Source organism: Cellulophaga sp. Hel_I_12, from assembly GCF_000799565.1.
Classification (GTDB): Bacteria; Bacteroidota; Bacteroidia; order Flavobacteriales; family Flavobacteriaceae; genus Cellulophaga.
The window spans coordinates 1,451,839-1,464,813 of record NZ_JUHB01000001.1 but is presented as its reverse complement, the minus strand read 5'-3'; the positions used below and the strand labels follow the sequence as shown (position 1 = coordinate 1,464,813).

Annotated in this window: 11 protein-coding genes; 4 read left to right on the top strand and 7 right to left on the bottom strand. The window is 35.2% G+C overall.

Translation table 11 applies throughout. The features are described 5' to 3' along the window. Positions 1-5 precede the first annotated feature (5 nt). Entirely contained in the window at positions 6-1,016 is a 1,011-nt protein-coding gene (locus tag GQ45_RS06635) for a DUF6588 family protein (protein WP_047416139.1), read from the top strand. A gap of 87 nt (positions 1,017-1,103) precedes the next feature. On the opposite strand, the gene GQ45_RS06630 is transcribed toward GQ45_RS06635, so the two are convergent. Continuing rightward, positions 1,104-1,463, bottom strand: coding sequence for a hypothetical protein (locus tag GQ45_RS06630; protein ID WP_047416138.1), 360 nt, complete (start codon positions 1,461-1,463; stop codon positions 1,104-1,106). A gap of 236 nt (positions 1,464-1,699) precedes the next feature. Here GQ45_RS06630 and GQ45_RS06625 point away from each other — a divergent pair, with 236 nt between their 5' ends. Both GQ45_RS06625 and secDF read left to right on the top strand, forming a co-directional pair. Continuing rightward, positions 1,700-2,626, top strand: coding sequence for a malate dehydrogenase (locus GQ45_RS06625; RefSeq protein ID WP_047416136.1), 927 nt, complete (start codon positions 1,700-1,702; stop codon positions 2,624-2,626). Positions 2,627-2,771: 145 nt separating this feature from the next. Beyond that, on the top strand, positions 2,772-5,735 hold the full coding sequence (gene secDF, locus GQ45_RS06620) for a protein translocase subunit SecDF (RefSeq protein ID WP_047416135.1): 2,964 nt from the start codon (positions 2,772-2,774) through the stop codon (positions 5,733-5,735). Positions 5,736-5,826: 91 nt separating this feature from the next. On the opposite strand, the gene GQ45_RS06615 is transcribed toward secDF, so the two are convergent. The 6 genes from GQ45_RS06615 to folE form a co-directional block, all read right to left on the bottom strand. Next, entirely contained in the window at positions 5,827-7,068 is a 1,242-nt protein-coding gene (locus GQ45_RS06615) for an ATP-binding cassette domain-containing protein (RefSeq protein WP_047416134.1), read from the bottom strand. A gap of 68 nt (positions 7,069-7,136) precedes the next feature. After that, a complete protein-coding gene (locus GQ45_RS06610) occupies positions 7,137-7,631 on the bottom strand; it encodes a DUF192 domain-containing protein (RefSeq protein ID WP_047416132.1) in 495 nt (164 codons plus the stop codon). A gap of 1 nt (position 7,632) precedes the next feature. Further along, entirely contained in the window at positions 7,633-8,613 is a 981-nt protein-coding gene (gene lgt / locus GQ45_RS06605; protein WP_047416131.1) for a prolipoprotein diacylglyceryl transferase, read from the bottom strand. Positions 8,614-8,706: 93 nt separating this feature from the next. After that, positions 8,707-8,928, bottom strand: a complete 222-nt coding sequence (gene yidD / locus GQ45_RS06600; RefSeq protein ID WP_047416130.1) for a membrane protein insertion efficiency factor YidD — start codon at positions 8,926-8,928, stop codon at positions 8,707-8,709. A gap of 63 nt (positions 8,929-8,991) precedes the next feature. Continuing rightward, complete coding sequence (gene cysS / locus GQ45_RS06595; RefSeq protein WP_047416129.1) at positions 8,992-10,473, bottom strand: cysteine--tRNA ligase; 1,482 nt, start codon at positions 10,471-10,473, stop codon at positions 8,992-8,994. Positions 10,474-10,489: 16 nt separating this feature from the next. Next, positions 10,490-11,170: a GTP cyclohydrolase I FolE gene (folE, locus tag GQ45_RS06590; RefSeq protein ID WP_047416127.1), complete on the bottom strand. Its 681-nt coding sequence runs from the start codon at positions 11,168-11,170 to the stop codon at positions 10,490-10,492. Between the two features lie 319 nt (positions 11,171-11,489). Between folE and GQ45_RS06585 the strand changes: the two genes are divergently transcribed. Beyond that, positions 11,490-12,929: a T9SS type B sorting domain-containing protein gene (locus tag GQ45_RS06585; protein ID WP_047416125.1), complete on the top strand. Its 1,440-nt coding sequence runs from the start codon at positions 11,490-11,492 to the stop codon at positions 12,927-12,929. The last annotated feature ends 46 nt before the right edge of the window (positions 12,930-12,975 follow it).

Here is a 12,975-nt window from a genome sequence, read left to right as displayed (position 1 = left end):
ATCTTATGAAATACTTTTTTTTAGCAGTTCTCGTAGGGTCCTGCACCTTTGGGAAAGCACAATCAAACGCTAACGATATTTTTGCCGCAGGTGTTGCGGATGCAGAACGATTTTCAAATGACTATTTTGGCCCCCTTTCAGAAGGCGCCTTATACAGCATATCTAATGGCTGGTACAATTCAGGAAAAGCGAAGCCGCTTTTAGGTTTTGAGATCTCTTTGGTGGGGAATATGGCTTCTTTTAAGAATAAAAACAACAAAAAGTCATTTGTTTTAAATACGGCTGACTATGAAAATCTACAATTTGAAGATGGCAGTGTATCTCAACAAGTGTCAACTGCCTTAGGAGATATCGAAGGCATTACCGTTTTTGTGGAAGGTGAGATAGCACCCGGAATCACACAAAGACAGCAATTTGAATTGCCGTCTGGTTTATCAGGAGAAGGTATAAATTTTGTTCCCTCTGCTTTTCTTCAAGCAAGTGTAGGGGTTTTTAAAGGAACAGAGCTAAAGGCGCGTTTTTTACCTAAAATAGCTACGGATGAGGTTTCTGTCGGTTTCTATGGAGTAGGTATTCAGCACGAGTTTACGAGCCTTTTACCCGTAGATAAAATTTGGCCAGTGGCGATATCTGGAGTAATTGGATATACTCATCTTGATGCCTCCTATGATTTTACAAATACAGGGATTATAGCAGGGTCTGATCAGAGAATTGAAACAGATATGAATAGTTGGGTATTTCAGGCTGTGGTTTCTACAAAATTACCGGTGATTAATTTTTACGGTGGCTTAGGGTACTTAAAGGGTAAATCTACAATCGATTTTTTAGGTACCTATGAAAGTGGCTTTATTACGTCACCCAGTGTAGAAGATCCTTTTAGTTTAAATCGTGAAGTAAGTGGTGTCACTGCAAATGTTGGAACAAAATTAAAGCTTGGTTTTTTTAGACTGAATGCGGATTATACTATTGCTGAGTTTAATAGCTTATCGGTAGGTATTAATTTTGGATTTAGGTAATAGAGTATCAAATACATCATAAAAAAAGGGACATTAGTTATCAACTAATGTCCCTTTTTTTAGGTAGTATATTTTGTGATATTCTTCTTATTCTCTTATGGCAAAAATAGCGCCATTTGTTTTTTGAAGTGTTGTGACAATTAATTTTACTTCTTCATCGGGAATATCGGTACCTGGATAAGAAATCGTATACACATCATTCTCTTTTTTCCAAGAAAAATCAGTTTGAACAATTAGATTATTGTTTGTGTATTGATGATATCTCCCTAAATAGGCATCGTTAAATATCCATTCGAATTCGGTTTTTGATTTTGTGTTTTCCATGGATTGATTTGAGACAACATTGGTCCAAATACCAATAACAGGGTCGTTGTTAATAGCTGGTTTAGAGCAATTCGTGAATGCAAAAATGACACAAAATGCTACAATACTGCAGATTTTCTTCATGATAAGTAGGTTTAATTTGGGATGTGAAATGTACAAAATATTAAGAAGCAGCAACAATTCTTTCGATGTATGACATCCCTAAACCCCACATTTTCGATGTATTACTTTTTTCTTTAACATTTAAAACTATTTTAAATAAAGGAAGCGGTTAAAAAATGATTTCAAAACGTGGTTTTCGTTTTTAATTTCAGTAATTTTGAGTTTACTTAAATAAAATCAATACTAAAAATAAACAAATGAAGGTTACAGTAGTAGGAGCAGGCGCTGTGGGTGCAAGTTGTGCTGAATACATAGCTATAAAAAATTTCGCATCAGAAGTAGTTTTATTAGACATTAAAGAAGGCTTTGCCGAAGGTAAAGCAATGGACCTGATGCAAACGGCGTCCTTGAATGGTTTTGATACCAAAATAACAGGGATTACTAATAATTATGCTGCAACAGCTGGTAGTGATATTGCAGTGATTACTTCTGGTATTCCTCGCAAACCAGGAATGACAAGAGAAGAGCTTATAGGAATTAATGCTGGTATTGTAAAGTCAGTAGCCTCTAACTTAATAGCGCATTCACCAAATGTAATTTTAATAGTGGTGAGTAACCCTATGGATACCATGGCTTATTTGGTTCATAAGACTACAAATCTTCCAAAAAATAAAATTATAGGAATGGGTGGTGCCTTAGACAGTGCTCGTTTTAAATATAGATTGGCTGAAGCTTTAGAAGCTCCAATTTCTGATGTCGATGGTATGGTTATCGGAGGTCATAGTGATACAGGTATGGTACCACTTACTTCACATGCCACACGGAACAGTATTAAAGTTTCTGAGTTCTTGTCTGAGGAAAGATTAAATCAAGTAGCTGAAGATACAAAAGTAGGCGGAGCCACATTAACCAAATTATTAGGTACAAGCGCTTGGTATGCTCCTGGAGCAGCAGTTTCAAGTATGGTTCAAGCCATAGCTTGTAATCAAATGAAAATGTTTCCATGTTCTACTTTCTTAGAGGGTGAATATGATTTAAACGATATTTGTATTGGTGTACCAGTACTTTTAGGCAAAAACGGAATTGAAAAAATTATTACCATTCCTTTGAGTGATGCTGAAAAAGCAAAAATGCAAGAAAGTGCAGATGGAGTAAAGAAGACCAATGATTTATTAGCGCTTTAAAAGCTGTAGTATACAAAACGAGCAAGGGCAGTTTTCAGTTAGATTACTGCCCTTGTTTTTAAATGTAAAATATATTGTCAATTCCTATCTTAAATGATATATTTGCACGCTTACAAAAAAAAACCAGAATTTAATATAGTAACTAATGCAAAATAAAGGACTTATAAAGCTTTTCGCTTTTTTGTTTGGATTGGTAAGTATCTACCAATTATCTTACACATTCATCACAAACAATGTTGAAGAAAAGGCAGCAAGCTTTGCTGAAAACACAATTTCCAGTACAGAAAATGATTTTTCTAATCTTAGGAAAGAGGTTGAAACTAGGTATTTAGACTCCATAGGGGAGCAATCTATCCTAGGATTTACTACCTACAATGAAGCAAAGAAAAAAGAGCTAAACAAAGGTTTAGATTTAAAAGGAGGTATTAACGTGACTCTTCAAATATCGGTAAAGGATATTTTAAAGGGCTTAGCCAATAATACAACCAATGCCATTTTTAATAAAGCTTTGGCAGAAGCCGATGTGGCTTCGAAAAGCAGCAGCGATACTTATGTTGATTTATTTTTTCAAGCATTTGATAATTTAAAAGGCGATACAAAGTTAGCGTCTCCTGAGATTTTTGCAAACAAAGGACTAAGTGATTTGATTAATTTTCAAATGACTGATGAGCAGGTGAAACCTATTATCAGAACTAAAATTGATGAATCAATCATATCTGCTTTTGAAGTACTAAGAGAGCGTATCGATGGTTTTGGTGTTACACAGCCAAACATTCAACGTGAAGGTACTTCGGGTCGTATTTTGGTAGAATTGCCAGGAGCAAAAGATATTTCTAGAGCGCAAGAATTGCTTTCAAGTACAGCACAATTAGAGTTTTGGGAAACCTACAGACCGGATAATCAATTTTTAAGTAAGTTCTTATTTGATGCAAATGAGAAATTAAAAACTATTGTCGAGGTAGACCAGCCTGAAAGTATAGTAAAGGAAGAATCTGAAATAGACTCGCTATTATCCGATGTTGCACAAGATTCAATTGATTTCGCCAGTGAAGTAAATCCTCTAGGAAATTTATTGATCCCGGGAGATCCAAACAGCTATTCATTTGTTAGAGCAGCAACTAAGGATACGGCTCAGATTAGTGCGTATTTAGGCATGCCTGAAATTCGCAGATTAATCCCTAAAGAATTACAGTTCGTAAAGTTTTTATGGGAAAGACCAACAGAAGGTTCTGAAATTGTAGGATTGTTTGCTGTAAAATCAAACAGAATGGCTACACCAAGAATTAGTGGTGATGTGGTTAGTGATGCAAGTGATGTATTTGATCAGCGTAATAGACCCGCCGTTAGTATGAGTATGAATACGCGTGGCGCTAAAGAATGGGAAAAATTAACTAGCGAAGCCAATCTTAATAACACAGGGATCGCGATTGTTTTAGATAACAAGGTATATACCGCACCAGGAGTATCACAAGTTGGTGGTATTTCAGGGGGGCGTTCTGAAATCACAGGGACTTTTACATTAAATGAAACCAAAGATATTGCCAATGTTTTAAGAGCTGGTAAATTGCCTGCAAAAGCAGAGATTGTACAATCAGAAATTGTAGGGCCTTCTTTAGGGCAAGAAGCTATTGATAGTGGTTTCAACTCTTTTGCCATTGCCATGGTTTTTGTTTTAGTTTGGATGATTTTTTACTACGGTAAAGCAGGTGTTTTTGCAGATATCGCATTGATATTCAATATTTTGTTAATCTTCGGTGTATTAACCAGTATCCAAGCTGTTTTAACCTTACCCGGTATTGCTGGTATCGTTTTAACTATCGGTATGTCTGTGGATGCGAACGTGCTTATCTTTGAGCGTATAAAAGAAGAAATATTAAAAGGCAAGGGTAAATCCTTAGCGATTGCTGATGGTTTTAAAAATGCATTATCCTCGATTTTAGATGCAAATATTACTACTGGACTTACGGCAATTATACTATTCGTATTTGGTACAGGACCTATCAAAGGTTTTGCTACTACCTTGATTATTGGTATTTTAACCTCGTTATTTACAGCGATTTTTGTAACCAGATTGTTAATCGGATGGTATTTAGGAGCTAAAGAAAGAAGATTAGATTTCTATACAGGATTAACTAAAAACTTATTCAAAAATGTTCACATAAATTTCTTATCAAAAAGAAAAATAGCTTATGTGTTATCTACCTTTTTTGTTTTAGTTGGGTTGTATTCTTTATTTTTTGGACCTGGACTGCAACAAGGTGTTGACTTCGTGGGTGGTAGATCATACCAAGTTCGTTTTGAGAAAGCGGTGAGTGCATCAGAAATGGCAACAGAATTAAACCAAATTTTTGGAAGTGGTACCAATGTTAAAACCTTTGGTGAGGATAATCAAGTAATGATTACGACACCTTATAAAGTTGATGTTGAAGGTACTGAGGTTGATGTTGAAATTCAAGATAAACTATATACTACTTTACAAAAGTACTTGCCAGACGGAACTAGCTTTGAAGATTTTTCAATAGCTAACGACGGTAAGGCCATTGGAATTATGTCTTCTAAAAAGGTTGGGCCAACCATAGCAGATGATATTAAGAACAATGCATTTTGGGCAATTATAGGCTCATTAGGTGTCGTGTTTTTATACATCTTATTCCGTTTCCGTAAATGGCAATTCTCTTTAGGGGCGGTAGTGGCAGTTTTTCATGACGTTTTAATTGTACTTGGTATCTTTTCTATTTTTGGTAAAATAATGCCTTTTAATATGGAAATTGATCAGGCGTTTATCGCAGCTATTCTAACCGTTATTGGGTATTCATTAAACGATACTGTAATTGTATTTGACCGTATTCGTGAGATTATTGCGGAAAGAGGTTGGAAAGCTGGTGAAAACACCAATTTGGCCTTGAATAGTACTTTAGGAAGAACCTTAAATACTTCTTTAACAACGATTATTGTATTGCTAGCTATATTTACTTTTGGTGGGGATTCATTACGAGGATTTATGTTTGCAATGATAATAGGTATCGTAGTAGGAACATATTCGTCGTTGTTCATTGCAACACCTGTAATGTTTGATACGTTGAACAAGAAAGAGCAAGAGGGGCAATAAAATGTCCTTTTAAGAATCTACTAAAATAGCCGCTACATGCGGCTATTTTTATGCCTTAAAAAGTAATTCACTAAGAGCTTTTTAGGTAGGTTTATTTTAAAACCATGCCAATAGATCCTTCCTTGGTTTTTTGAAGTTCAAAGATGCGATTTGGTTCCAGGCCAACTTCGGTTCTATGGGATACATAAATAATTGTAGTCTTCGTTTCTTGGGCTATTTTGTTAGTAAGGGCAACAAAAAGCGCGGCACTTTGGTCATCTAAATTTTCAGTGGGCTCGTCTAGAATTAATAAATGGGGTTGTTTTATCATAGCTCTGCCCACCATGACTAGCCTTTGATTTCCTTGGGTTAAATCAGAGAATAAAGTGTCTTTAAATGCTTTTAAACCTAAAACCTTTAGCCACTCGTCTGCAAGTTTTTTTTGTTGCTCAGTCGGTATTTGGTATAAACCTATAGAATCGTTAAGGCCCGAAATAAGCATGTTTTCGGTGGTATTCTGCCCTTTATAATTATGGGTTAACATTGGAGCGTAATACCCGATATTTTTTCTGATATCCCAAATGCTTTCTCCGCTCCCTTTTTTATTTCCAAAAAGATATAATTCTTGGCCATAACCTTTACTATTTTCTCCCGTAATCATTGAAAGTAAGGTAGTTTTTCCACTTCCGTTACAGCCTTTTAATTGCCAAAACTCTCCTGTAGAAATAGTCCAATTTATATTTTTTAGAATGGGAATAGCATTAAAAGCTACCTGAACATTTTTAAGGTCAATTAAAATAGCCTCTTTGTACGCTGATGGAAGCGCGGGTTTAGGAATTTTTTGTGAGAATAGTTTTTCGTCCTCTTTGTTTATAAGATTCGAAAGTTTATCTAGTTTTTCAAAATTTCCGTCTGATGTTAAATAGGCTTTGTTTTTAATAAAATTTAAAGCGTCATTTTTTCGGCTTATTAGGATTATAATAATGGTATGTAACCCAATATTTTCTAATCTTACTTTTAAATTTTTTCTTGAAGCTACATCTAGAGTATCAAAGGGATGATCCAAAATAAGATAGTCGGGATCTCTAGTTAACAAGAAATTCAGCACATTTTTTTGTTGTTCCCCACTCGACATCGATTTTAAAGATTGCTTCGTTTGTGTAGTGGTGTATTTTATTTCATGTAGCTCTTCTTCTCGTATAAAGGCATCAATAGATACTTTAGATAGTACTGTGCCATTTAAGTCTTTTAAATAGGCTAAAGCTTTCGGAGGATTTCCATCCACTAGATCAGCAATAAAATTACGGCTATCCACCGTCCGATCAATATAAATGGTCCAATGCTTTGAGTTCATTATTTTGATAAAATCAAAGGTTCAAAAGAAATAGTTCAGAGGAAAAAATTATCCATCTCTATGCTTTTTTAGTCTCTAGTAAAAACAACACTATCTTTAGCTTCTAAAAGAAATTTATCAGCCAAACCTGCATTCACCTCTAAAACATATTTTATAGGTACTTGTGATGAAAGTCCGTTTTCATTAAAAGGTTCGGCATTTTTTTGAAAACTAGCGATTTTTAAATCTTCATTTATAAAGATAATATCTAAAGGAATCTCTGTATTCTTCATGTAAAACGAATGCATTGCTACATCAGGAAAAATGAATAACATACCTCTGTTGCCTAACATCGATTTTCTATACATTAAACCAGTTTCGGTTTCATAAGGTGTTTCAGCTATTTCTATATCAAACTTCGCAACGACACTGTCGCTCTTGCTTTTATATATAAATAGTGCTCCTTCTTTTTTAAATTCAATGGGAGTAGTTTTTACTTCTAGTTTAGATTCTTCCTTACAACCCAAAAAATTAGCGCTTAACACGATAAAAAAGAAAGTGATAATTTTGGGTAGTATTTTCATGTTATTTTACGTTTTTCGGCTTGAACATAAAGTAGAGGCCAATAAGCACAAAAGGAATGCTTAACCATTGCCCTATGGATAACAATTCTAAAGATTCGTCTAAAGAATTTTGACGTTCTTTTACAAACTCCACAAAAAACCGAATAGACCATAGTAGCACTAAAAAAGTACCGAATAAAAACCCTGGTTTATCTTTTTTATCGGTCTTCCAATAAAAGTAATAAAGAATTATAAAGACAAAAATATAACTAATACCTTCATACAATTGTGCTGGATGACGGTAGGGTATTGCTGCTAATCTTTCCGCGAAATTTTTGTTATTTTCAATTAAATCGTAAGCGATATTTGAGGTTTTCGCATTTGTGAGTCGTAGCGCTTCTCCATATTTTAGGTCCCCAGTTTCAACACTAGGATCTACTGTATTTCTAACAAATTTAGTGGCAAATATAAAAGACTTATCTACTATTTTACCTACAATTTCTGAATTGAAAAAGTTTCCTAAACGCACAAAAAATGCTCCTATGGCCACAGGAATAACAATGCGATCTAAAATCCATAAGACTTTAAATTCTGGATTTTTTCGCACGTATAAATACATGGCTACAATAATACCAATAGCTGCTCCATGACTCGCTAGCCCTGTAAAGCCTGTAAATTCATAACCATTGATAAAACCAAAAAGACTTCCACTCGCACTTTCTCGAATAGGAAGTAAAATTTCTAGCATATGATTTTTATAATACGACCAATCATAGAAAAATACATGCCCTAAGCGCGCACCAAGCATAGTGGCCAAAACCGTATAAATAAAAAGGGAATCTAATTGTTCAACCGTTTTTTTCTCTTTCAGAAAAATCTTTTTCATCATGTACCAGCCAACAGCAAAGGCGGCAATCCATAAGAGGTTGTAATATTTTATTTGAACGAATCCGATTTTAAAAAGTGTGTCGTCTGGATTCCAAGTAAAACCTAAAAAATACATTCTGAATAATTTTGAAAGGCTAAGATAAGAAAATAGAAAGTAGTCAGCCCTTAGCTTTGTAAAGAAAATATATATTACTGTTTAGGTCGAGGATTAGGGAACAGGATCGTAGCCTTTTCCTCCCCAAGGATGGCAACTAAAAATGCGTTTTAATCCCAAAAATCCACCTTTTAGTACACCATGCTTTTTTAAAGCTTCAAGTGTGTATTGAGAACAGGTAGGTGAGTAGCGGCAACTAGCAGGCGTAAGTGGGGAAATAACAAGCTGATAAAAGCGTACTAAAAAAACAAAAGGTGCGATCAGTATTTTTTTCATGATTTTAACTTTTAAGCCGACAGTATTTGACTTTTAAAAATCAAGTTCAATTTTAAATAAAACTTAGTCAACACTAAACGTAGTGCCATCTTTCCCATCTTTTAAGTGTATTCCCAAGGCAGCCAATTGATCTCTTATTTTATCAGAAGTCGCAAAATCTTTGTTATCTCGTGCTTCTTTTCTAAGCTGAATAAATAAGGACACAACATCGGCTAGTTTATCCGTATCTGCTCCACTTTGATTTTTGTTTTCAAGGCCTAAAACATCAAATATAAATGCACTTAGCACATGTGTTAAAAGTTGCTTATCCTCTTCAGAAATAGTTTCTTTCCCGTCTTTTATAGCATTTATATGTTTTACGGCTTCAAATAAATGAGCAATTAGGGTAGGGGTATTAAAATCGTCATTCATGGCATCATAGCATTTTTGTTGCCAAGAAAGAACATCAAAATCGCCAGGATTACCTATGGCCAAGCTTGCTAGGCTATTAAAGGCCTCCATTAATTTTAAATAGCCTTTTTCAGAAGCTAATAAGGCCTCATTACTTAAGTCTAAAATACTTGTATAATGCGCTTGTAGCATAAAAAAACGTACTACAGTAGGAGAAAAAGGTTTGGATAGTATGGTATTTTCGCCAGAAAAAATCTCTTCGGGTAAAATATTATTTCCCGTGGACTTTGCCATTTTCTTTCCATTCATCGTTAGCATATTCGCATGAAGCCAATACTTAACAGGAGAAACTCCGTTAGTGGCTTCAGCTTGTGCAATTTCGCATTCGTGGTGTGGAAACTTTAAATCCATGCCACCACCGTGAATATCAAAGGATTCTCCTAAATATTTAGTACTCATCGCGGTGCATTCTAAATGCCAACCAGGAAAACCATCACCCCAAGGCGAAGGCCAACGCATAATATGTTGTGCCTCTGCTTTTTTCCATAAGGCAAAATCTTGAGGACTTTGTTTTTCGTCCTGTGCTGTAAGTTCGCGCGTATTGGTAATCATATCTTCTAATTTTCTGCCGCTCAACTTACCATATTCGTGAGTTTCATTAAATTTAGAGACATTAAAATAAACAGAGCCATTTATTTCATAGGCATATCCTTTTTCGAGAATATCTTTAATAATTTCTATTTGCTCAATAATATGACCTGTTGCTGTTGGTTCTATGCTAGGAGGTAAAAAATTAAATTTTTGAAGTATGGTATGAAAATCTACTGTATACCGCTGAACAACTTCCATAGGTTCAATACGTTCTAAGCGTGCTTTTTTTGCAATTTTATCTTCACCTTCATCCGCGTCATTTTCTAAATGACCAGCATCTGTGATATTCCTAACATAGCGAACTTTATAGCCTAAATGTTTAAGGTACCTAAAAATCATATCAAAAGACATGAAGGTTCTGCAATTCCCCAAGTGCACATTGCTGTACACTGTTGGTCCACAAACATACATTCCAATAGCGCCTTCAGTAATGGGTTCCAAAATTTCTTTTTTACCTGAAAGGGAGTTATAAACTTTTAGTTTTTGGCTTTTATATAATTGCATTCTCAATGATAAAATATTAAAATTTGGTATCTAATTTAATAAAGTTTAAGAACTCACGCCGTGTAGGCTCCTCTTTGAACTTACCACCATATTCAGCCGTTACCGTACTACTTTCAATATCGCGAATTCCTCTTGAGTTAACGCATAAATGTTTAGCATCAATAATACAGGCAACATCTTCAGTGTTTAGTACTTTTTGCAGCTCGCGTACAATTTGGATATTTAATCGTTCTTGAACCTGTGGTCTTTTTGCAAAATAATCCACAATACGGTTCATTTTTGAAAGGCCAACTACTTTACCATTCGATATGTAAGCCACGTGAGCTCTACCCACTATGGGTAATAAATGATGTTCGCAAGTGCTATAAAGTGTAATGTTTTTTTCTACTAACATTTCACCGTATTGATACTTATTATCAAAAGTAGAAGATTTAGGTTTTCTACTCGGATGCAATCCAGAGAAAATTTCATTGACAAACATTTTAGCAACTCGATTTGGAGTTCCTTTAAGGCTGTCATCGCTTAGGTCTAAACCTAGTGTTTCCATAATTTCAGAAACATTGACTCTAATTTTAGAGATTTTTTCTTCGTCGCTTAATTCAAAAGCATTTGGGCGTAAAGGAGTATCTTCTGACGAGGAAACATGATTGTCTCCCATTTCTTCAAAATGCTCTTCCAATGTACTATCAATTTTCATGTTTACTCTTCTCTTAATAAGTTGCAAATATATGCATTATCTAATATTTAATAGCATATTTGGTTTTGTTAGGTCACATTAATAAACCTCGCGCTCGTATACTACCTTGGCTTTTTTAATGTTAGGGATTATTTAGGACGGGATTAAAAAAAATACAGGAGTAATCCTTTACTTTAACCAGGTCATAAAAATACTTTTTCTTTCTAAAACATCGAGGCGTACGACATCGATTTGTATTTCATCGATTAAATGCAAAAAAATCCGACAAAGAATACTAAAACCGCGTAAATTGAGTTAGTATTACACATCCAGCCGTATCATGAGAATAGTATTATATTTTTTTTGCTGTATAGGGTTTACTGTTAGTGTAGCTGCACAAAACTCCCCTGATTGTAGAACTGCAATTCCGGTATGTGCAGACATGCCTTATTTGGGATCAGCCGACGGAATAGGCGATATCGAAGATTTTGATCCCGACGTGATTACAGAGTCGGGCTGTTTAGAAAAGGGAAGTGTAAGTGAGGCAAACATAGAACACAATACCTCTTGGTTTGTGTTTAGGGCAGGAACTGATGGACAAGTTGGTTTTGACTTGGAATCGCTATCTGCAACGGCAGAATGGGATTTTGCGGTTTATGGCCCAGATGTGGATTGTGTGGCAATTAGCAACGGTACAGCACAACCTATTCGTTGTAATTACGAAGTGAATAATACCGATTTTACAGGTTTAGGTGTTAATCCTGAAAACGGACAAGTTGGTGCTCCTAGTGTAACTCAAAACCTAAACACTTATGATGAGTGGTTAGAGGTTACCGCCGGTGAGATTTATTATATTTTAATCAATAACTTTAATACCAATTTTGACGGTGACCCGGAGCCATTTTCTATTACATTCACAGGTAGTTCGGTCAATACCAATCAAAATACAGCCTTAGATTGTACCTTGCGTGATGAGTTTTTAGGCTTAGATATTACCGCTTGTGAAGGAGATCCAGATATTACCTTAAGTGCTTTACGCTCCCCAGCCGGTCCAGATATAGCGAATATACGATGGTCTGTAGATTATGAAGATGATGGTATTATTGATAATAATAACCTATTAAGCGGGCCAGCTGCGGTAGCAGAGGAATTAGTAATCCCTTCTCAAATAGCAAATTCAGGACGTTACTTTGTTGAAATTACGACAGCCTCAGGAACACCTCCGACCGTAGTTGATGATGGAGGAATTTTAATAACCATTTTTGGCCCTCCTGTTTTACAAGAGGTGATTACCTTAAATTCTAACCTAACGAATAACCCCGATCAGAATAATATTGAAATTATTGTTGAAGATTTAAGAGGCAATGGCTCTTTTGAATATGCCATAAATGGTGGCGAATTTCAGGATAGTTCCATTTTTTTAGACGTACCTCCGGGTTTAAATACTGTAATTATTAATGATAAAAATGGATGTGGAATTACAGATGCTATTGAGTTTTTAGTCGTAGGGTATCCTAAATTCTTTACGCCTAACGGAGATAGCACGAATGATGTTTGGAATATCAAAGGCATTGAGACCCTAGCTGATCCCGTTGTTTTTATCTTTGATCGTTATGGGAAATTATTAAAGCAATTAGATGCTTTTAGTGCTTGGGATGGCACGTATACAGGAAAAGAAATGCCAGCATCAGATTATTGGTTTCGCTTTGAATATAACGAAGCAGAAAGTGGTATTGTCATTGCGAAAACTACTCAAAATCACTTTTCCTTAAAACGATAAAAGACCCACAAACTGTAGGTCTTTTAAAACAATAAATTTCTTTACT